This is a genomic window from Pseudomonas sp. AC211 (genome assembly GCF_979258055.1).
Map to the genome: position 1 here is coordinate 3,157,455 of NZ_OZ409830.1, position 18,133 is coordinate 3,175,587.

Sequence of the window (18,133 nt, forward strand, 5' to 3'; positions counted from 1 at the left end):
GAGTCCGGCATGAATACAGCCCTACGTTTTGCGCTGATCACGGTGTTGGCACTGACGACCTCGTGGGCGCACGCGCAGCAACCGTTCAAAAACCCGCAAGCCGCTGTCGACGCGTTTGTTGCCGCGCTCGGCACTGAGCGAGCAGACGAGCAACGCCTGGCCGCGCTGCTGGGCGATGACTGGCGCCACTACATTCCACTGGTGGGCGTGGAGCGAGAAGACGTCGAAGCGTTTCTCAGCCTGTACCGCGCCAAGCATGAAATACGCAGCCAGGCGCAGGGCTACTCGCTGCTGGCGGTTGGCGAACAGGGCTGGGAATTGCCACTGCCGCTGGTTCACGATAAACAAGGTTGGCGCTTCGACACCAAAGCCGGCGTGCCGCTTATTCGCCAACGTCGGATCGGGCGCAATGAAGAAGCCGTTCTACAGGCCGTACGCGCTTACCACGACGCGCAGGTGGACTACGCCGAAGCGGACCACGACGGCGACGGCGTGCTCGAATACGCGCAGAAATTCGTCAGCAGCGCGGGTCAGCACGACGGCCTGTACTGGCCTGAACAAAACGGCGAACCCGACAGCCCACTGGGCCAACTGTTCGGCGATGAGCTTCCCAACGGCGGCTGGCACGGCTACCACTACCGCATCCTGATCGCACAAGGTCCATCGGCACCGGCGGCGCCTACGACTACCGACTGGGCCCCAACATGAGCCGCGGCTTCGCCCTCATCGCCTGGCCGGTCACTTACGGCGACAGCGGCGTGATGAGTTTTATGATCAGCCACGAAGGCACCGTGTTCGAAAAAGACCTGGGCCCCGACAGCGGCAAGCACGCGCAAGCCATGACCCGCTTCGACCCCGATAGCAGTTGGCAGGCAGTGGAAGAGACCGAGGCTGGCGCCAGTGCCCCCTAACACCCGGCGCTAACGGGTCAGGCGTTACATCGGCTTGCTAGGGAAATTGAACGGCGGCCGCGCGGCAGCTGCCTCGGCAAAAACGTTCTTGTTTTTAAGGGCATCGGCCGCCGTGAGTTCCAGCGGCCCCAGGTGGGCCAGGCTGATCTTCAAGCCAAATTTTCTGAATACCGCTTCCAGCGTTGCGAGCGTTGGATTGCCGCTGTCGACCTCCAACTGCGACAGCGCGCGCTTGGAAATTTTGCACGCCATGGCGAAGCGTTCCTGGTTCAGGCCGAGCAGATTCTCACGCAGGCGCTTCACCGCGCCGCCGAGCGTCAACTTGCCTTGAGCAACCTCATCGGCCACTGCCTGAATGTAGGCCTTACGTTCTTCCAGAGGCATATCTTTCATAGCAACCCCCATTCTTTAAGGCGTATATCCAAATTATTGAGCGGGATGCTTTGCGCGTTGCGAACGCTGTCGGGCAGGTTCACGAGCAGATCGGGTAGCGCACGAAACGCCTGCGCTTTGCTACGTAGCGCGTCGAAACACAGATCGCCGTAGGCCTCGCCCGCCAAGCCATAGCAGGCCTGCCTCCAGTCCGGCGCTCCTGCTTTTTCGTGCTCCCACTTTAGAACTCTGGAAATCCCGTCCGGGTCGAGAACCATTGGCGCCAGGTCGTAGATAGGCGCCAGCTGGAGCCTGCCGCCGGCCCGAATGATCGACATGTTTCTTCCATGATTGTCCGAGTTGCCAAGTATGCGATTCAGCAAATCTCTCGCGATGTACTCAACAGCCAAGTCAAATAGCTCATCCGTTTGCCCGGCCATCGTCCAGATTTCGCCAAGCCGACCCAACACAAATTCATGGCCGAGAAATGCACCGTTTTCAGTAACGCCGCACACCGAGTAAATCGACTCCACGGGGTGGCGCACGACGCCCTGCTCAGTGACCTCTCGATCAAAGCGCGGCATCCATAGGCTGGGCTTGTGCTTGCCGTCATCGATCAGCTCAAGCCCATCCAGCGAGATGGTGTTCATCCCGATTTCGCTGACTGCGCGGTAATACTGGTATTCGGCGCGCAGGATGTCCTTGTCGATAGCAGCCGCTCGGTTTCTAGGGAACTTCACAAACCAGTGCCGCTTTGTTTGCTCAGCCGGTAGCGTGGCCTCGGGGAACATCTGGCCGTGGTGATTTTCTGCGAGCAATAGCTTCGGTGCCTCACCGCCCGCACCCGTCGCGCCGCCGATAGCTGCACCTTGTTCGTAGGCGAACTCGAGAAAGTCGGTGCTGCGCTCGGCAACGTCCTGGCGGTCAAAACCCATGGGTTTCCCCTCCTCTAAGAAGGGAAGCGACTGCTTGATTCGCATGTGGCCAATCGGCGAGGGCGTACACCGTTCCAAGAGGAACAGTTCCATGGCAATGTCATCCGGCTTTCGGGTTGCAAAACGCTTCTTCAGCGAACGAAACGCGGCGCCGGCTGGAATGATATCCAGCAGAAAAGGCGGATAGCCTTGCGAGGAAATGATGTTCAAATCCAGCCTATGCAACACGCTTACGGAATGCTCGAAGAACGAGTTTTCCTGCTCCAGGTTGTCGACATAGAACGCAGTGAGGTATCCCGCAATGCAGGTTCCCTCACGGGGATTCAGCGGATCCTCAAATCGCAGGCTATAGGCGTCCTGCCAGGCACCCTTAGCGAAGAGTTGAACAATGAGTTGCTTGGCCATAATTAGACCCACTTCAGCGCATTATAATGCGTCGAAGCATAGACTCGAGACCGAAATAGCGCAATTTAATGCGCCAGCTAAACGGTTTCCGCAAAATTTAACGCATTAAAATGCGCTAACTGTGCTGATTCCTTCGATTTGGCGCATTTAAACGCACTGCCCTAAGCTGCTCGCTACCCCCTCTTAATCCGGAGGCACCGATGTACACAGGCACTTGTTTATGCAACGGCATCCAGTTCAGCATTGACTCCGAACTGGAGCCTATTCAGGTATGCCATTACTCCCAGTGCCGCAAAGCGCAGGGCACACCATTCGCGACGAATACGCCGGTTAGCACAACTGCTTTTCATCTCCTGAGCGGCGCCGAGCTGATTACCGTTTTCGAGTCCTCGCCCGGCAAACAACGCGCCTTTTGTAGCCGCTGCGGTTCGCCGATTTACAGCAAAAGAGACAGCCTGCCCGGCGTGCTGCGCATTCGAGTCGGGCTGATCAATGAGCCGGTTTCGGTTAAGCCCGAAGCGCATTTTCATACCGGGTCGAAAGCCAACTGGTGGGCGATTGAGGATGATTTGCCGCAGTTCGAATAGCGATATGTCGCCGCCCGCCAAGCGCCAGGAACACGAAGCGCCGCTGCTGCGGAGTATTGGCGTAATCAGCCGGATCTGTATCTATTGCCCGCTTCGCCGCCCCGATAGGATTTCGCCTTCCTCCCACAGGCGAAGCACCTATGCAACTCACCGACATCCCGTTTGGCACCACCGACTGGTCCCAAATCGAACCCAGCGTTCATCCCGGCGAAACCGGCACGGCCTACTGGCGCACCTGCCAGTTCGGTAGCGTTCGCGTTCGAATGGTTGAATACAGCGCCGGCTACCTGGCCGATCATTGGTGCCACAAGGGCCATATTTTGCTGTGCCTGGACGGGCAGCTTGAGACTGAGCTTGAGGATGGCCGCACGTTTACGTTGAGTGCCGGCATGAGCTACCAGGTGGCAGACCATGCAGAGGCGCATCGGTCGTCGACCGCCTCGGGCGCCAGGTTGTTTATTGTGGATTGAGGCTTGAGCAGGAGCACGTGAATCAATGGCACTCAGTTGATAAACGACTCCCGCTTGGAGATGTTAAAAATCCCGTGCCACTATTTTCCGCGACTCAAGGTACGCGCTGGGCCGTACTTTGCCGCGTCGAACGTACGATGGCCAGAATCCGCTGGTTGCCGACATTGAACATTCGAATAACGCCGCCATCGCATGGCAGATCCTTCTGGGGTGATGAAAAGTTTGGTCGTCAAAACAGAAAATTCATGAGAAGTCGCTACCGGCAGCGGATGCGCAGACGACATCAAACGTACGACCGATGCGTTAGAACCCTGAGAGCGAGCCGTGGCTAATCCGGCAGAAACGTAACCTGCCCTAACCAGGCACCTACCACCATGGATGCCGCCTGCAGGCCAAAATACAACGTCATGCCTATGACGCGAATGCGGTAATAAATGACTTCGTTATGTACGCGGCGGTCCATATGGTCGAGCACGATTGACCCTGCTGCAATCGCGACCGAAAGCCATGACAGGGCCAGCAACAGCATGGGTGTAACGCCCTGTACTTCCCAGTGCGTGCAGCGGCCTTTGCTGCAAATGCCGCCGACAACGTGGTCGCTGATCAACGTGTCTAACGTGAGGTAACTGCAGACAGGCACGGCCACCAAACAACCCAGCAGTAATTTCCAATTGACGATATTGGAGCCGTCTCTGCGCCGAGGATCCAGCGCCGCTTTCGCCCGCGCTTTTTCACGCTGGGCCCGGGCCTGAATTTTGGCTTCATACGCTTTGTCTGCTGCGCTCTGAGGGCCGTTCTTCGCTGGCGGTGTCGCGGGGCGCGAGGAGGAAAGCCGTCTTTGAACGTGCGCGTCGCCGTCCGACACCTCGTAACAGGACTTACCGCACGTAGAACATGTTTCAGCATTCAGGTTGTTTTGTGCCTCGCAGTAAAGGCACTGCCACCGTTCTTGTCGCATCGAGGTTGCCCGTCCGTCCCTGGTTCAATCGCGCCAGACTAAAGGGCGCAATACGCCCAAGGCAAGCCGCCACATGTCACCCGCTGGCATCGCGAATTTCACGAACTGCTTTGTGCTTGGTCACGATTGAGCTACAACAGAACCCTACTTGAAAAGGGTGGCTGGCCCTTTGCAGAACGAAGTGAATAGCGGCGCTAAGCAGGGAAAAACGCGAACACATTTTGCGTAGCTGAAAACAAACGCCCTCTCATTTCTTGCCCAAGACAACCGCGTTCAACGACAGGGATATCAGATGACCATTTCGCTCGCAGATCGCTACGCAGGAAGCCTGCTGGGCCTTGCTTGCGGTGACGCAATCGGCACAACGGTTGAATTCTGTCCACGCGGTACGTTCGAGCCGTTGAGAGACATGATCGGAGGCGGCCCGTTCAAGCTCAAACCAGGACAGTGGACTGACGACACCTCAATGGCTCTGTGCTTGGCGGAAAGCCTTCTGGCGAAAAGCGGTTTCGACGCAAACGATCAGATGGTCCGCTATCTCAACTGGTGGCAGTGGGGTTATCTGAGTTCGACGGGAACTTGCTTTGATATCGGCGGCACCGTCCGGGAAGCGCTGGAAAGCTTTCAGCGGGACGGCATCGGATTTTCCGGTTCGTCCCGCCCTGGCTCTGCCGGGAACGGCTCACTCATGCGGCTTGCTCCAGTGGTTCTGTTTTTCCACCCTAAAACTGCCGACGTCGCTCGCTATGCGGTCGACAGCTCCCGCACAACCCATGCCGCCCCGCAAGCTACCGAGTGTTGCCATCTTTTTGCAGAAATGATTGGCAAGGCACTTGCTGGCTGCGCCAAAGAACACATCCTGGCAGCCTCTTCTACTGTGTTTACCGAAGCTAAAGTCAACGCAATCGCCGCTGGCGAATACCTCAGCAAAACGCGGGATCAAATTCGGGGCACAGGATATTGCGTCGATTCGCTGGAAGCCGCTCTGTGGAGTTTCGCCACCACGTCCACTTTCGACACTGCAGTGCTTGCTGCGGCCAACCTCGGCGATGATGCCGATACAACCGCCGCCATTACGGGCCAGTTGGCAGGTGCGTTTTACGGCAAGTCCGGGATCGCGCAAAAGTGGTTAGCCAAGCTACACATGGGCGAGGACATTGAGCATATCGCCATGGATCTCTTTCGACACGCAAGCTCGCGGTAATGGTGTGAAGCACATGTGGCCTGCAGGCGCCGCCTTTTTGCCAGAACGGAACCTCAGCTATGGTCTGCTCCCTTTTTTTCGCGTCCTGCGCCGGTGAGACCCCGGCACATATCATCACAGCCCCAGGCAAATCGCCTATTGAAGGATCATCTGATCCCAGCTTTCGAGGCGCCCCCCGCCCCTCGGCTCGCATGCGGTGAATGCCGTTGGTGAGGACAAGGATATCCAGTTTGTCGACCGGGCGAAGTTCCCATAAACGCCGCTAAAGTCCCCTTCTGCCGCCCCCGTCATATCGGAAAAATAATCCCCGTGCGCGACGCCGCATTGCGGATGTGTTCCTGCATGGCTTTGCGCGCAGGTTGATTGGCGTGGCGGGCGAGTTGGCGAAGGATTTTTCGGTGTTCTTGCCAGGTTTCCATGGCCCGTTCAGGGCGAATGAAGGGCAGCTTTTGGCTTTCGAGGAACACGGTTTCGTTGGCGCTAATGATGTGTTCGATGGCCAGGTTGCCGCTGGCTTGGAGCAGGCGTCGGTGGAATTCGAAGTCCAACCGTGCGGCTGCTTCGAAGTTGGCGGCGCGCAGTTCCAGGCGCATCGCTTCGACGTTGTCGTGCAGCTCGTCGATGTCGAGTGCGGTCAGGGTGCTGGCGGCGCGGCCGGCGGCGAAGCCTTCGAGTACGTAGCGCAGTTGGAAGGTATCGGCGGCCGAAACCTGCTCGGCGTAGGGCCAGGAAAACGCGCGGGCGGCCGGGCTATTGGCGGCTCGGGTCGCTTGCACATACACGCCCTTCCCCGCTTGCACGCTGACCACGCCCAACGCACTCAACGACGACAACGCTTCCCGCAGCGATGCGCGACTAACGCCCAAACGCTCAGCTAAATCGCGTTGCGAGGGCAAGGCATCGCCAGCTTGATAGCCGCCCTCGCGAATCAGTTTTTGAATGGCCTGAAGGGCCTGTTCGGGCACCGCGCCACGCACTGCTGTATCGGCCATCTGTTCAGACCAGTCAGAAGAAGTTGCTGCTTTTTACGCTGGTTTTTATCCATCAGGCAAGTCACGCACCAGCCTGGAACCCTGGCTGAAACCCGCGCCCTACATGGGTGCGATTAAATCTTGTCGACTCAATCAGGAAGCGCCAACTGTTCAGACCAGTAAGACCTTGATTCGCAACGAGCGAAGGCAATTTGCCCTTCGTTTCGGCAAAAGTGGCATGTCCCGTGCTATCGCCTTTGCACACTTTATTGCGACGCCACGAGGTTTTTCCCATGCGTACAGTTCGTCATTTGCTGCTCTCTGCCCTTCTCGCCAGCGGCGCGTTAATGCACTCGGCGGCGAATGCCGATGCGCTCGCCGACATCCAGGCCAGCGGCACATTGAAGGTGGCCGTGCCGCAAGACTTCCCGCCATTCGGTTCGGTGGGGCCAGACATGCAGCCGCGCGGGCTGGACATCGACACGGCGAAACTGATTGCCGACAAACTCGGGGTAAAGCTGGCCCTCACGCCCGTGAACAGCACCAACCGCATTCCTTTTCTCACCACCGGCAAAGTGGACTTGGTGATCTCCAGCCTGGGCAAGAACCCGGAGCGCGAAAAGGTCATCGATTTCTCCAAGGCTTATGCGCCGTTTTACCTGGCAGTGTTCGGCCCGGCTGAAGCCGACATCGCCAGCACCGATGCGCTCAAGGGCAAAACCATCAGCGTGACCCGCGGTGCCATTGAAGACATGGAGCTGAGCGCCGTGGCGCCGGAAGGAACGACGATCAAACGTTTCGAAGACAACAACTCGACCATCGCCGCCTACCTGTCCGGCCAGGTCGATTTGATTGCCAGCGGCAGCGTGGTGATGAGCGCCATTGCTGAAAAGAATCCGAAGAAAGTGCCGGTGCTGAAACTGAAGTTGAAAGACTCGCCCGTGTACGTCGGCCTGGCCAAAGAGCAACCGGCGCTGCTGGAAAAAGTGAACGGCATTCTGACCGCCGCCAAGGCCGACGGCAGCCTCAATGGCATTGCTGAAAAGTGGCTGAAACAACCGCTGCCCGTTGACCTCTGAGCGGCCGCAGCCGATGGCTTATTCATTTGATTTCGCGGCGGTGTTGGCCCATAGCGATCAGCTGCTCAAGGGCGCGTTGTTCACCCTGGAGCTGACGGCCATCGGCATGTTCGCCGGAGTGGGCATCGGCGTACTGGGCGCGGTAATGCGCGCCTGGCAGGTGCGCCCGTTCAATTGGTTGTTCAGCGCCTATGTGGAGCTGATCCGCAACACGCCGTTCATTGTTCAGCTGTTCTTTATCTTTTTCGGGCTGCCCTCGCTCGGCGTGCGCATGACGGAGTGGCAAGCAGCGTCGCTGGCGATGGTGATCAACCTGGGCGCCTACTCCACGGAAATTATCCGCGCCGGTATCCAGGCTATTCCGGCCGGGCAGATCGAAGCGGCGTCGGCGTTGGCGATGACGCGCTATGAAATCTTCCGCCATGTGGTGTTGCGCCCGGCGTTGGCCAAGGTGTGGCCGGCGCTGTCGAGCCAAATCATTATCGTGATGCTCGGCTCGGCGGTGTGTTCGCAAATCGCCACCGAGGAGTTGTCGTTCGCCGCCAACTTTATTCAGTCGCGCAACTTCCGCGCGTTCGAAACCTACCTACTGACCACCCTGCTCTACCTGTGCATGGCCATCGCCCTGCGCCAGTTGCTGAACCTGGTGGGCCGCCACGTGATTGTGGGGAGACGCTGATGGATTTCACCCTTTGGGACATCATCCGCAACCTGCTAACCGGGCTGCAATGGACGGTGCTGCTGTCGCTGGTGGCCTTTGTGTGTGGCGGCGTGGCCGGGCTGCTGGTGATGCTTGCGCGCATCTCGCAACTGACCGCGCTGCGTGTTCTGGCGCGCGGTTACATCGAGTTGTTCCAGGGCACGCCGTTGTTGATGCAACTGTTTCTGGTGTTCTTCGGCATCGCCTTGCTGGGCGTGGATGTGTCGGCCTGGCTGGCCGCTGCCGTGGCGCTGACGTTGTTCACCAGCGCGTACCTCGCCGAAATCTGGCGAGGCTGCGTCGAGTCGGTCACCAAGGGCCAATGGGAGGCGTCGGCGAGCCTGGCGCTGAATCGATTGGAACAACTGCGCTATGTGATTTTGCCGCAAGCGCTGCGCATTGCCGTGGCGCCAACGGTGGGTTTTTCGGTTCAGGTGGTTAAAGGCACCGCGGTGACCTCGATCATCGGTTTTACCGAGCTGACCAAGACCGGCAGCATGATCGCCAATGCCACCTTCGAACCTTTCCTGGTTTATTCGCTGATCGCCCTCGGCTATTTCCTGCTGTGTTTCCCGCTCTCTATGGGCGCCCGCTACCTAGAAAGGAGGTTGCATGTCGCTGCTTAGTATTACGGGCCTGCACAAGTATTACGGTTCAAATCACGTGCTCAAGGGCGTCGACCTCAAGGTAGAGGAAGGTGAAGTGGTGGCCATCATCGGACGCAGCGGCTCGGGCAAAAGCACGCTGCTGCGCGCGCTCAATGGTTTGGAGTCGATTAACGATGGCGTGATTGAAGTGGACGGCCAATACCTCGACGCCCAGCGCTCGGACCTGCGCGCACTGCGGCAAAAAGTGGGCATGGTGTTTCAACAATTCAATCTGTTCCCGCACCTGAGCGTCGGCGAAAACGTGATGCTCGCGCCGCAGGTGGTAAAGAAAACCGACCGCGCTGAATCGCGCCGGCTCGCGGAAAAAATGCTCGAGCGCGTGGGCCTGGCGGATAAATTCAATGCCTTTCCCGAGCAGCTGTCCGGCGGTCAGCAACAGCGCGTGGCCATCGCTCGCGCCTTGGCCATGTCGCCGCGCGTGCTGCTGTGCGACGAGATCACCTCGGCGCTCGATCCGGAATTGGTCAACGAGGTGCTGAGCGTGGTGCGCGAACTGGCCAAGGAAGGCATGACGCTGATTATGGTCACCCACGAAATGCGTTTTGCCCGCGAGGTGGGAGACAAGCTGGTGTTTATGCACCAAGGGCGCGTGCACGAAGTGGGCGCGCCCAAGGAGCTGTTCCAGGCGCCAGGAACCCCGGAGCTGGCGAATTTTATTGGGAGTATCGGTTAGTCCTGCGCGAGCGGCGCGCCTCGGCGGAAGAACAGGGTCACCTGGCCCAGCTCGACGCCGAGCTTGCTCATGCTGGAGCGGTTGATAAGGGTGTCCGGGTCCATGAGGTACATCCAGTCGTCAAAGTCGACCACCCAGGTGGAGCCGTCCACGTCCAGGTTCAGCTTGTAGCGCCAGCGCAAGGCGTTGCCGGCGATCTCGCCCTCGGCTTCGCCAACCACATCACCAGCGGTGCCGCGCCAGTGGCCGTCGCCGGTTGGCACCAGAGTCCAAACGCGTTGTTGGCGGGTGCCGTCGCTGTAGAGGAAACGCTCGTCAAGAATCAACTTTTCACCGTCGCGACGGCTGCTGATGTTGACGGTGAAGCGCTTCACCACTTCTCCCGAGCGATTCTGGAAAATGCCCCACGCCTGGACGGGCTGGGAGAAGTAGCCGGGCAAGTCGAGCTGAGGGCGTTCTTGGGCGTAGTGCTCAACGCCCACGCCACCACAACCACTGAACAACAGGCAGCACAGCATTAGTAGTGCGACACGCATGGTCGACGTCCTCATGGTTTTTTCTGGGAAAGGCCGGTTTGGCGGCAACGGGAACAGCTCGAATACTTATACAAATTTCATTTTTTGCATAGGTTTTTGCTTGCCAGCGCCACCGCTGGAAATTGCCCCGCCAATTCATGCATGGTGTGGCCCTTCGAACCGTGCATTTAAGGCCCCCCATGCGTACCGGCATTGCCCACTGCAACGACGTTGACCTGGCATATGAAGATTGGGGCGACAGCGCCGCGCCGCCGCTGGTGTTGATCATGGGCTTGGGGGCGCAGTTGGTGTTGTGGCCCGATGGCTTTTGCCAGCGCCTGGTCGATTGCGGCTTCCGGGTGATTCGCTTTGATAACCGCGATGTCGGCTTGTCGAGCCGCGTGAACAAGCCCTACACCACCGCGCAGTGGAAACTGTTCGCCCGCGCGCAGTTGGGCTTACGGTCGCCGACGCCCTATTCGCTCGAAGACATGGCTGACGACGTGGCGCAGCTGATGGCCGCGTTGGAGGTGCCCACCGCGCACATTGTCGGTGCTTCGATGGGCGGCATGATTGCGCAGGTCTTCGCCGGCAAATATCCCGACAAAGTGCGCGCGCTGACCATTCTGTTTTCCTCGACCAACCAACCCTTGCTACCGCCACCAGCGCCGAGCGTGTTTTTCAAACTAATGTCGACACCGCCTGTGGGCGCCAGCGAGGACGTGATTGTGCAGCGCCAGCGCGACCTGATTCGCACGATGGGGAGCGCGGCGTATCCGATGCCGGAGGCGGAGCTGAATGCCTTGATTCGCCTGCAAATCACCCGTGGCGCTGACTTCAAAGCCACCGCCCGGCAATTCGCGGCGGTGCTGGGTAGCGGCGATTTGCGACCGTATTGCAAACGCGTGCAGGCGCCGACGCTGGTGATTCATGGCCTGGCCGACAAACTGGTGCGCCCTGCCTGCGGCCGCGCGATTGCACGGGCGATACCTGGGGCGCGGTTGCAGTTGATCCCCGACATGGCCCACGACCTGCCCGAGCCGCTGTGGCCGCAGATTATTCAGGGAATTTGTCGGGTGTAAGTCAGGGGGATTGATAGCGTTTGCGGGAATCGCGGCTAAAGCCGCTCCCACAGAAAGATGAAGTCGTAGTTACTTTTGTGGGAGCGGCTTTAGCCGCGATTGGCCGGGCCTGAAAACGGCAATGGTGCTGATCGTTCCGACGCTACGAAAACTGTTCCACATCCAGCAACGCCCATACCACCAGCCCTTGCCGTTTGATTTCTTGCTCGGCTTCAAGCTTGGCGATGTCGGTGCTGATGGAACGCGATTTGTGTTGGTATTTAAAAGCCGGCCCGCCGCTGGCTTTTCGCACGCTGTAGGTGATCAGCGTGTGGGGAAGCTCCACTCTCTTCTTCTTCACGTCTTCCTTGACTGGAGTAACCACCGGCTCCAATCCAAGGGCGCGGCGCATTTCGTTTTCAGTCAGTTGCATGTGTTGCACTACTCCGGGCTGTCAAAGCCACCTTCATTTAAGCGAATCGTCTGGGTTCGCCTGGCCAGCGTGCGTATCTCATGGCATAGACAGGTCAAAGGTCAACAGTTCAGTAAAAACTTAAGCGCTATTACTCGACTATTTACGACGATTAACGCCAGCAAGAAGACTTTTCATACGCAAAAACCCCGCGTCACGTGAGTGAGGCGGGGCTCCGAAAGCCGCGTTGCAGAGCGGCTAGCCTGGTAAAAGCCCCGCTTTCGCGAGGCGCTGTTGTTACTTTCGTTGCAGGAAGGCCAGCAAATCCTGGTTCAGACGGTCTTTGTGCGTGTCGGCCAGACCATGAGGGGCGCCGGGGTACACGATCAGTGTGGCGTTCTTGATCAGCTTGGCAGCGGCGTGGGCGGAAGCATGGATCGGTACGATCTGGTCGGCATCACCGTGAACGATCAGGGTCGGCACATCGAACTTGGCCAGGTCCGCCCGGAAGTCGGTGGCCGAGAACGCCGCGATGGAGTCGTAGGTGTTCTTGTGACCGGCTTGCATACCCTGCGCCCAGAACGAGTCGATCAGCCCTTGCGACGGTTTTGCGCCTTCGCGGTTGAAGCCAAAGAACGGGCCGCTGGCGATGTCGCGGTACAGCTGCGAACGGTTTTCCAGCGACGCTTTGCGCAGACCGTCGAACACCTCCATTGGCAAGCCGCCTGGGTTGTCTGCGGTTTTCAGCATCAGCGGCGGAACAGCGCTGATCAGGGCCGCTTTCTTCACCCGTTTGGTGCCGTGCCGACCGATGTAGCGCGCCACCTCGCCACCACCGGTAGAAAACCCAACCAGGGTCACGTCTTTGAGATCGAGCGTTTCAATCACAGTCGCGAGGTCGTCGGCGTAGTGGTCCATGTCGTTGCCTTCCCACGGCTGGCTGGAGCGACCATGGCCGCGACGGTCGTGGGCAATCACGCGGTAGCCTTTGTCGGCCAAGAACAGCATTTGCGATTCCCAACTGTCGGAATTCAGCGGCCAGCCGTGGCTGAAGGTGACGATCTGGCCGTCTTTGGGGCCCCAATCTTTGTAATACAGCTGCACGCCGTCGCGAGTGGTGATGTAGCTGTTGCCACGGGTTGGCGTGCTGTCTGCCAGGGTGAAGTCGGCGGCCAAGGTGGCGAACGCTGCGCTAACGGCCAGAAGTGCGTGGGTGATTTTGCTCATTACAGTTTCCTCAGGTTGATGATCGAAAAGATCGGTTCAAGCGATTACATAGGGGTGTGAACAACGGACTCGTCAGGAGGCGACGGCGGCGCGGCGAATGACGGTTTGGCGGCGGCTGTTGGCTTGGGCCAGCTTGCCGACCAGGCGAATCGCAATGGCGGCGCAAGCGATGCCGAACGGCAGCACGTACCAGTCGCTCATGGGGATGCGTTTGAAGTTGGAGTAGGTGAACACCGCGACGATGATCCACATGCCGTTCACGTGCAGCGCCTTCCAGGCCTTGGGCCCGATCAGCCGCGCCGGGCCTTTGAATGAGGTCAGGGCCATCAGCAGAATGAACACGTACGCGGTGCTGCCCGGAATGTTGTTGGCCACGGTGCGGCCGGGCCAGAACTCGGTGTTCACTTGTCCGTAGAAGTAAATGAGCACTGCATGGACGAGATGGGAAAAGGCAAACGCCAGGCCGATAAAGCGGCGCTCACGCACCAGCGATTTGGTCAGTGGCGAAGGCACCAGCACGGCGAAGGCCGAGGCGGTGAAGGCAACAACGAACAGCACGAACGAGGAACGGGCGGTGGCGCGGATGGCGCTGCGCAGGCCTTCAACCAGTTCAGGTTGGGCGGCGACGGCCAGGGCGCTCATCACCACAACCAAGGCGGCGATAAAACCGAAAAGCGTCCAGCCTCGAAGGCTGTGGGGTGGGTTGTTCATAGCAAGTTCTCCTTGTTTTGGCTCGCTGTTCGAGTAGCGAGTCGACGGGGAGAATTCTTGCTGGCGCGTGTATACCGGCTATGTCGGCAAGGCGCCGTTATGCAAGCGCATGCGTATGGAGGGGCGTTGGATACAGTGGCTTACAAAACCCTACCCGCGCGCCCTTTCTTAAGGGCGGCGCAGGCAGGAAACGCTCAGGCCGTGGCGGCCAGCGTGAGGGTGACGCACAGGCCGCCGCCGTCGCGGTTGCTGACGCGCAGCGAGCCGCCAATGGCGACCGCCAGTTGCTGAGCAATCGCCAAGCCCAGGCCGGTGCCGCCAGTGCTGCGGTTGCGTGAGCTTTCGACGCGGTAGAACGGCTTGGTGACGTCGGCCAATACCTCGTCAGGAATGCCGGGGCCGCGGTCGAGCACGCTGATGGATAGGCCGGCCTGCTCGGTGCCAGCAATTTCCAGTTCAGCAGTGCCGGCGTACTTGAGGGCGTTGTCCACCAGGTTCGCCAGAATGCGCCGCAGGGCATGGGGGCGGGTTTCAACAACGGCGCCGTTCTTGCCGCTCAGGCTGACGTCGTGGCCGGTGTCTTGGTAGTCGAACACTAGGCTGTCGAGGAACGAATCGAGGTTGATGCGGCAGCTGCTTTCCGAGGCGCCATGCACGCTGCGCGCATAGGCGACGCCCTCACGCACCAGGTGTTCGATTTCGTTGAGGTCGCTGTCGAGTTTGTCTTTCTCCGCCGAGTCGGCCATGAACTCGGCGCGCAATTTCATGCGCGTGATGGGCGTTTGCAGGTCGTGGGAAATGGCCGCCAGCAGTTGCATGCGTTCCTTTAAGTAGTCAGCGATGCGCGCCTGCATGGTATTGAAAGCCCGGGCAGCGTAGGCCACTTCCCGAGGGCCGTTTTCATCCAGCGGCACGGGGTGGGCGTTGGGGTCGAGGTTCTCCACCGCCTCGGCCAGACGACTGAGCGGGCGCGTGGCAATGCCCACCGCCAACCCCGTGCAGATGACCATCAGTACCAACTGGCCGAACAACACCACCGGCAGCCACGGCGCCAGTGGCCGAACGGTGGGCCGCACGTCGATGGTGACCGGGCTGCCATCGGCCAGGCGCAGTTGGGCCTGGAAGTGTTCGCGCGGGCCAGGAATCTGTACCACGGTCAGGTCATAGTCGCGCCCCAGCGAGGCTTCGAGTGATTGCGCGACGGTGGCCGCCAGGTCGTCTGAGGTCAGCGGTATGCCGGCGTCGTGCTCGCGCAGCAGGTAGTCGTAGTTGCGCCGCTGCAGGCGTTTGGTCCAGGCCGGACGCTCGGCGGCGGGCACGCGGTTGAGAATGGCGATGGAGGTGGCGGTGTCGTGCTCAAAGTTGCCGAGCATGGCGTCTTTGGTGCTTTGGTAGCGCTCGTAATATTGCGCGCCGAAGGTCAGCGCCTGGGCCAATATCAGGCCGACCAGAAAAATCAGCCACAAGCGCGAGGCCAATGTGTGCGGCCAGTGCAGCACTCGCCTCATACCTGTTCCTCAAGCAGCTCCACGGGGAAGGTGAACACATAGCCTTCGCTGCGCACCGTCTTTATATAAGCCGGCTCGCGGGCGTCATCCAGCAGGCGTTGGCGCAGGCGGCTGACCAGCAGGTCGATGGAGCGGTCGAATAAATCAGCTTCGCGGCCCTGGGTCAGGTTGAGCAGTTGGTCGCGGCTAAGCACGCGCTGCGGGTGATCGAGGAACACGCGCAACAGGCGATATTCAGCGCCGCTGAGGGCGACCAAGGTGTCGTTGTCGTCGAGCAGATGACGGGCCGTGGTATCCAGGCGCCAACGACCGAAGCGCAGCAGCCGACCGCTTTCGGTCACCACCAGATTAGGCGGCAACATGCGCGTGCGCCGCAGCACGGCGTTGATGCGCGCCAGCAACTCACGGGCAGCGAAGGGTTTGGTCAGGTAGTCATCGGCGCCCATCTCCAGGCCGATGATGCGGTCGGTTTCATCGGTGCGCGCGGTGAGCATCAGCACCGGCGTGGCCTTGTGTTTGCCCACCCGCAATTCGCGGCACAGCTGCAAGCCGTCATCGCCCGGCAGCATGATGTCGAGCACGATCAGGTCGACCTGGTTGGCATCCAGAAACGCGCGCATCTGGCGGCCGTCGGCCACTACGGTGGTGCGCAAGCCGTTCTTTTGCAGGTAGTTGCCGACCAGCTCCCTGATTTCACGATCATCATCAACGATCAATACGTGATCGGTGTGTGCCATTCCTTGTTCTCCGAAGTGTGCGCATGGGGTGAAGTGCCGGCTGCTGCGGGCGTGCTCAGTCTATCTACCGAACCGCGCACCTGCGCGCCAGCAAAAACGGTTGCGATTGTATCGCTGTGTATCTCAGCCGACCGCAGACACGTAACGAATTTAACGGGCGGGTTTCTCGACACAGGCGAGATACCTCAGCGGCATTCAATGAGCCCCATCGAGCGCACACATCCGGCCTCGACAAACCACAACGAACTCATTGACTTAAAAGGACACCACCATGAACTTCAAAGCCCTCTGCGCCGCTTGCCTGCTGACCGTTCTGAGCGCCGGCGCCCTCCCCGCCTTGGCCCAGGGCGTAAGTGCCGCCAGCCATGTTGCCAACGAAACCTACACCTACGGCACGCAGCTGGACATCGACCGCGTGTTGTCCGTCAGCGAAGACAGCAGCCATTCCTGCGGGGTAGTCAGTGCGCAAATGGTTTACCTCGATTCCATGGGCGACAAGCGCGCGCTGACGTACAGCAAGCTCGCCGACGCTTGCAACAGCGGCAACTAGTCGCCGCTCGCGCCCCTTCAGGCTTGGTCTTTTAACTCAGAGGTAGCGCCATGCTGCTTATCGCATTCCTGGGCGGGATGCTCACCGTCCTCAGCCCCTGCATTCTTCCGGTGGTGCCGTTGTTGTTTGCCGGCATCAGCCATTCACGCCGCTCCATCGCCTTGGTGTTAACGGGCATGGCGCTGACCTTCGCCCTGGTCTCAAGCCTGGCGGTGGTCAGCAGTGAATGGGTGGCGCAAGCCAACGTCGCCGGGCGCCAGGTGGCGTTGGTGATTCTCGGGATGTTTGCCCTGTCGCTGATTTCTGCTCGGCTAGGCACCTGGCTGGCCACGCCCTTTGTCGCGCTGGCCAACCGGCTCGGTTCCGGCGGCAATGGCGGACCGTTTGCAGCGCTGACGGTCGGCGTGACCACCGGCCTGCTGTGGGCGCCGTGCGCGGGGCCGATTCTGGGCGCGATTCTGTCCAGCGCCATGCTGCAAGGCGCCAATACGCACACCAGTTTGCTGCTGTTGGCCTACGGCGCCGGCAGTGCCTGTTCGCTCGGTGTGCTGCTGGTAGCCGGACGCGGCTTGGTCACGCGGCTAAAACCGCTGCTGCCGATTACCTCGTGGTTGCGACGCGCCACCGGTGTGGCGGCGTTGCTGGCCACGGTCGCGATTGCTACCGGCGCCGACCGTTACCTCTATGAACAGGCGTCGTCGCAACGCAGCACAGCAATCGAACAGAGCGTGCTGGAGAACGCACCGAAACTCATCGACTACGTCATCAGCAAAGCCAACGCCGTCTCGCTGATGCCGGCCGACGCCAGCCAGCCAATGCCGTCGCTAAACGGCGCCGTGCAGTGGCTGAACGCCGAGCCGCTTACCACCGAGTCACTGCGCGGCAAGGTGGTGCTGGTCGACTTCTGGACCTTCGACTGCATCAACTGCAAACGCAGCCTGCCCTACGTGAACCAATGGGCGAAGAAATACAAAGACCAGGGCCTGGTAGTGATTGGCGTGCACACACCGGAATACGCCTTTGAAAAAATCATCAGCAATGTGCAGCGCGAAGTGCAAAAGCGCGACATCGCCTACCCGGTGGCGATCGATAACAACTATGCGATTTGGCGCGCCTTCGACAACCAGTACTGGCCCGCTCATTACTTCATCGACGCCAAAGGCCAGGTGCGCTTCAGCCACTTCGGCGAAGGCCGCTACGAGCAGCAGGAACAAGTGATTCAGCAACTGTTGGAGGAGGCCCGTACAGCCAATACGCCGTAAAAGGACGCGGTTTTGATGTCGGCCGCAATCAAAACCATTCACAGCTTAGATTACGAACAACATCATTAGCCGCATGTGCCGCTGACCGTCAGGTTCAGCGGCTTTTCCTCATCACAACGGGAACGGTGAAATGAGTCAGCCAACGATGCTGCACAACCAGCAGAAATTGGCCTGGACGCAAGCGCTCGATCTCAAAGAAACCTGGTAACGCCTCCCC

20 protein-coding genes and 1 pseudogene are annotated in these 18,133 nt (G+C 59.7%); 11 read left to right on the top strand and 10 right to left on the bottom strand.

Going from position 1 to position 18,133, the window contains the following annotated elements; all coding sequences use genetic code 11:
• Positions 1–9: 9 nt before the first annotated feature.
• Positions 10–911: pseudogene (locus tag ACZZZP_RS14820) on the top strand (DUF2950 domain-containing protein).
• 24 nt (positions 912–935) lie between these two features.
• Here the strand turns inward: ACZZZP_RS14820 and ACZZZP_RS14825 are convergent.
• Both ACZZZP_RS14825 and ACZZZP_RS14830 read right to left on the bottom strand, forming a co-directional pair.
• A complete protein-coding gene (locus ACZZZP_RS14825; protein ID WP_241000559.1) occupies positions 936–1,304 on the bottom strand; it encodes a helix-turn-helix domain-containing protein in 369 nt (122 codons plus the stop codon).
• The gene (locus ACZZZP_RS14830; protein ID WP_463536647.1) at positions 1,301–2,623 is read right to left on the bottom strand and encodes a HipA domain-containing protein; all 1,323 of its coding nucleotides are present in this window, start codon (positions 2,621–2,623) and stop codon (positions 1,301–1,303) included. The genes ACZZZP_RS14825 and ACZZZP_RS14830 overlap by 4 nt, the downstream gene beginning before the upstream one ends.
• 200 nt (positions 2,624–2,823) lie before the next feature.
• Here ACZZZP_RS14830 and ACZZZP_RS14835 point away from each other — a divergent pair, with 200 nt between their 5' ends.
• Both ACZZZP_RS14835 and ACZZZP_RS14840 read left to right on the top strand, forming a co-directional pair.
• Positions 2,824–3,210: a GFA family protein gene (locus tag ACZZZP_RS14835; RefSeq protein WP_463383243.1), complete on the top strand. Its 387-nt coding sequence runs from the start codon at positions 2,824–2,826 to the stop codon at positions 3,208–3,210.
• Between the two features lie 140 nt (positions 3,211–3,350).
• Complete coding sequence (locus ACZZZP_RS14840) at positions 3,351–3,680, top strand: DHCW motif cupin fold protein (protein ID WP_122493588.1); 330 nt, start codon at positions 3,351–3,353, stop codon at positions 3,678–3,680.
• 328 nt (positions 3,681–4,008) lie between these two features.
• Here ACZZZP_RS14840 and ACZZZP_RS14845 read toward each other — a convergent pair whose 3' ends face one another.
• A complete protein-coding gene (locus ACZZZP_RS14845; protein WP_463383244.1) occupies positions 4,009–4,545 on the bottom strand; it encodes a hypothetical protein in 537 nt (178 codons plus the stop codon).
• Between the two features lie 385 nt (positions 4,546–4,930).
• On the opposite strand from ACZZZP_RS14845, the gene ACZZZP_RS14850 reads away from it, so the two are divergent.
• Positions 4,931–5,842 carry an ADP-ribosylglycohydrolase family protein gene (locus ACZZZP_RS14850; protein ID WP_463383245.1) on the top strand — a complete coding sequence of 304 codons (912 nt, stop codon included), beginning with the start codon at positions 4,931–4,933 and terminating at the stop codon, positions 5,840–5,842.
• Positions 5,843–6,129: 287 nt separating this feature from the next.
• Here the strand turns inward: ACZZZP_RS14850 and ACZZZP_RS14855 are convergent, their stop codons facing one another.
• On the bottom strand, positions 6,130–6,834 hold the full coding sequence (locus tag ACZZZP_RS14855) for a FadR/GntR family transcriptional regulator (protein WP_463383246.1): 705 nt from the start codon (positions 6,832–6,834) through the stop codon (positions 6,130–6,132).
• A 272-nt stretch (positions 6,835–7,106) separates the two neighbouring features.
• Between ACZZZP_RS14855 and ACZZZP_RS14860 the strand changes: the two genes are divergently transcribed.
• From ACZZZP_RS14860 to ACZZZP_RS14875, 4 genes are read left to right on the top strand one after another with little or no spacing between them, the layout of a single operon-like run.
• Positions 7,107–7,892 (top strand): transporter substrate-binding domain-containing protein, encoded by a 786-nt coding sequence (locus ACZZZP_RS14860; RefSeq protein ID WP_463383247.1) that lies wholly within the window; start codon positions 7,107–7,109, stop codon positions 7,890–7,892.
• A gap of 13 nt (positions 7,893–7,905) precedes the next feature.
• Complete coding sequence (locus ACZZZP_RS14865) at positions 7,906–8,571, top strand: amino acid ABC transporter permease (protein WP_463383248.1); 666 nt, start codon at positions 7,906–7,908, stop codon at positions 8,569–8,571.
• Positions 8,568–9,218 (top strand): amino acid ABC transporter permease, encoded by a 651-nt coding sequence (locus ACZZZP_RS14870; protein ID WP_206000607.1) that lies wholly within the window; start codon positions 8,568–8,570, stop codon positions 9,216–9,218. The genes ACZZZP_RS14865 and ACZZZP_RS14870 overlap by 4 nt, the downstream gene beginning before the upstream one ends.
• Positions 9,205–9,933: an amino acid ABC transporter ATP-binding protein gene (locus ACZZZP_RS14875; protein ID WP_463383249.1), complete on the top strand. Its 729-nt coding sequence runs from the start codon at positions 9,205–9,207 to the stop codon at positions 9,931–9,933. Before ACZZZP_RS14870 ends, ACZZZP_RS14875 begins: the two co-directional genes overlap by 14 nt.
• Here ACZZZP_RS14875 and ACZZZP_RS14880 read toward each other — a convergent pair.
• Positions 9,930–10,469, bottom strand: coding sequence for a DUF3833 domain-containing protein (locus ACZZZP_RS14880; protein WP_463383250.1), 540 nt, complete (start codon positions 10,467–10,469; stop codon positions 9,930–9,932). The two genes, ACZZZP_RS14875 and ACZZZP_RS14880, sit on opposite strands and share 4 nt — an antisense overlap.
• A 179-nt stretch (positions 10,470–10,648) precedes the next feature.
• Between ACZZZP_RS14880 and ACZZZP_RS14885 the strand changes: the two genes are divergently transcribed.
• Positions 10,649–11,530, top strand: coding sequence for an alpha/beta fold hydrolase (locus ACZZZP_RS14885; protein ID WP_463383251.1), 882 nt, complete (start codon positions 10,649–10,651; stop codon positions 11,528–11,530).
• A 142-nt stretch (positions 11,531–11,672) separates the two neighbouring features.
• On the opposite strand, the gene ACZZZP_RS14890 is transcribed toward ACZZZP_RS14885, so the two are convergent.
• The 5 genes from ACZZZP_RS14890 to ACZZZP_RS14910 form a co-directional block, all read right to left on the bottom strand.
• Positions 11,673–11,942 carry a hypothetical protein gene (locus ACZZZP_RS14890; RefSeq protein ID WP_206000595.1) on the bottom strand — a complete coding sequence of 90 codons (270 nt, stop codon included), beginning with the start codon at positions 11,940–11,942 and terminating at the stop codon, positions 11,673–11,675.
• 276 nt (positions 11,943–12,218) lie between these two features.
• Complete coding sequence (locus ACZZZP_RS14895) at positions 12,219–13,148, bottom strand: alpha/beta fold hydrolase (protein WP_463383252.1); 930 nt, start codon at positions 13,146–13,148, stop codon at positions 12,219–12,221.
• 72 nt (positions 13,149–13,220) lie between these two features.
• Complete coding sequence (locus ACZZZP_RS14900; protein WP_463383253.1) at positions 13,221–13,859, bottom strand: ferric reductase-like transmembrane domain-containing protein; 639 nt, start codon at positions 13,857–13,859, stop codon at positions 13,221–13,223.
• Positions 13,860–14,053: 194 nt separating this feature from the next.
• The gene (locus tag ACZZZP_RS14905) at positions 14,054–15,367 is read right to left on the bottom strand and encodes an ATP-binding protein (RefSeq protein WP_463383254.1); all 1,314 of its coding nucleotides are present in this window, start codon (positions 15,365–15,367) and stop codon (positions 14,054–14,056) included.
• The gene (locus ACZZZP_RS14910; RefSeq protein ID WP_122493599.1) at positions 15,364–16,104 is read right to left on the bottom strand and encodes a response regulator; all 741 of its coding nucleotides are present in this window, start codon (positions 16,102–16,104) and stop codon (positions 15,364–15,366) included. Before ACZZZP_RS14910 ends, ACZZZP_RS14905 begins: the two co-directional genes overlap by 4 nt.
• A 271-nt stretch (positions 16,105–16,375) precedes the next feature.
• Between ACZZZP_RS14910 and ACZZZP_RS14915 the strand changes: the two genes are divergently transcribed.
• Positions 16,376–16,654, top strand: a complete 279-nt coding sequence (locus tag ACZZZP_RS14915; protein ID WP_463383255.1) for a DUF2790 domain-containing protein — start codon at positions 16,376–16,378, stop codon at positions 16,652–16,654.
• Positions 16,655–16,704: 50 nt separating this feature from the next.
• Positions 16,705–17,916 (top strand): cytochrome c biogenesis protein DipZ, encoded by a 1,212-nt coding sequence (locus ACZZZP_RS14920; protein WP_463383256.1) that lies wholly within the window; start codon positions 16,705–16,707, stop codon positions 17,914–17,916.
• Positions 17,917–18,133: the final 217 nt, after the last annotated feature.

Excerpts from the sequence above, each read along its gene's own strand:
- ACZZZP_RS14825 (WP_241000559.1), bottom strand. The coding sequence starts at position 1,304 with ATGAAAGATATGCCTCTGGAAGAACGTAAGGCCTACATTCAGGCAGTG.
- ACZZZP_RS14830 (WP_463536647.1), bottom strand. The coding sequence starts at position 2,623 with ATGGCCAAGCAACTCATTGTTCAACTCTTCGCTAAGGGTGCCTGGCAG.
- ACZZZP_RS14835 (WP_463383243.1), top strand. The coding sequence starts at position 2,824 with ATGTACACAGGCACTTGTTTATGCAACGGCATCCAGTTCAGCATTGAC.
- ACZZZP_RS14840 (WP_122493588.1), top strand. The coding sequence starts at position 3,351 with ATGCAACTCACCGACATCCCGTTTGGCACCACCGACTGGTCCCAAATC.
- ACZZZP_RS14850 (WP_463383245.1), top strand. The coding sequence starts at position 4,931 with ATGACCATTTCGCTCGCAGATCGCTACGCAGGAAGCCTGCTGGGCCTT.
- ACZZZP_RS14855 (WP_463383246.1), bottom strand. The coding sequence starts at position 6,834 with ATGGCCGATACAGCAGTGCGTGGCGCGGTGCCCGAACAGGCCCTTCAG.
- ACZZZP_RS14860 (WP_463383247.1), top strand. The coding sequence starts at position 7,107 with ATGCGTACAGTTCGTCATTTGCTGCTCTCTGCCCTTCTCGCCAGCGGC.
- ACZZZP_RS14865 (WP_463383248.1), top strand. The coding sequence starts at position 7,906 with ATGGCTTATTCATTTGATTTCGCGGCGGTGTTGGCCCATAGCGATCAG.
- ACZZZP_RS14875 (WP_463383249.1), top strand. The coding sequence starts at position 9,205 with ATGTCGCTGCTTAGTATTACGGGCCTGCACAAGTATTACGGTTCAAAT.
- ACZZZP_RS14880 (WP_463383250.1), bottom strand. The coding sequence starts at position 10,469 with ATGCGTGTCGCACTACTAATGCTGTGCTGCCTGTTGTTCAGTGGTTGT.
- ACZZZP_RS14885 (WP_463383251.1), top strand. The coding sequence starts at position 10,649 with ATGCGTACCGGCATTGCCCACTGCAACGACGTTGACCTGGCATATGAA.
- ACZZZP_RS14890 (WP_206000595.1), bottom strand. The coding sequence starts at position 11,942 with ATGCAACTGACTGAAAACGAAATGCGCCGCGCCCTTGGATTGGAGCCG.
- ACZZZP_RS14895 (WP_463383252.1), bottom strand. The coding sequence starts at position 13,148 with ATGAGCAAAATCACCCACGCACTTCTGGCCGTTAGCGCAGCGTTCGCC.
- ACZZZP_RS14900 (WP_463383253.1), bottom strand. The coding sequence starts at position 13,859 with ATGAACAACCCACCCCACAGCCTTCGAGGCTGGACGCTTTTCGGTTTT.
- ACZZZP_RS14905 (WP_463383254.1), bottom strand. The coding sequence starts at position 15,367 with ATGAGGCGAGTGCTGCACTGGCCGCACACATTGGCCTCGCGCTTGTGG.
- ACZZZP_RS14910 (WP_122493599.1), bottom strand. The coding sequence starts at position 16,104 with ATGGCACACACCGATCACGTATTGATCGTTGATGATGATCGTGAAATC.
- ACZZZP_RS14915 (WP_463383255.1), top strand. The coding sequence starts at position 16,376 with ATGAACTTCAAAGCCCTCTGCGCCGCTTGCCTGCTGACCGTTCTGAGC.
- ACZZZP_RS14920 (WP_463383256.1), top strand. The coding sequence starts at position 16,705 with ATGCTGCTTATCGCATTCCTGGGCGGGATGCTCACCGTCCTCAGCCCC.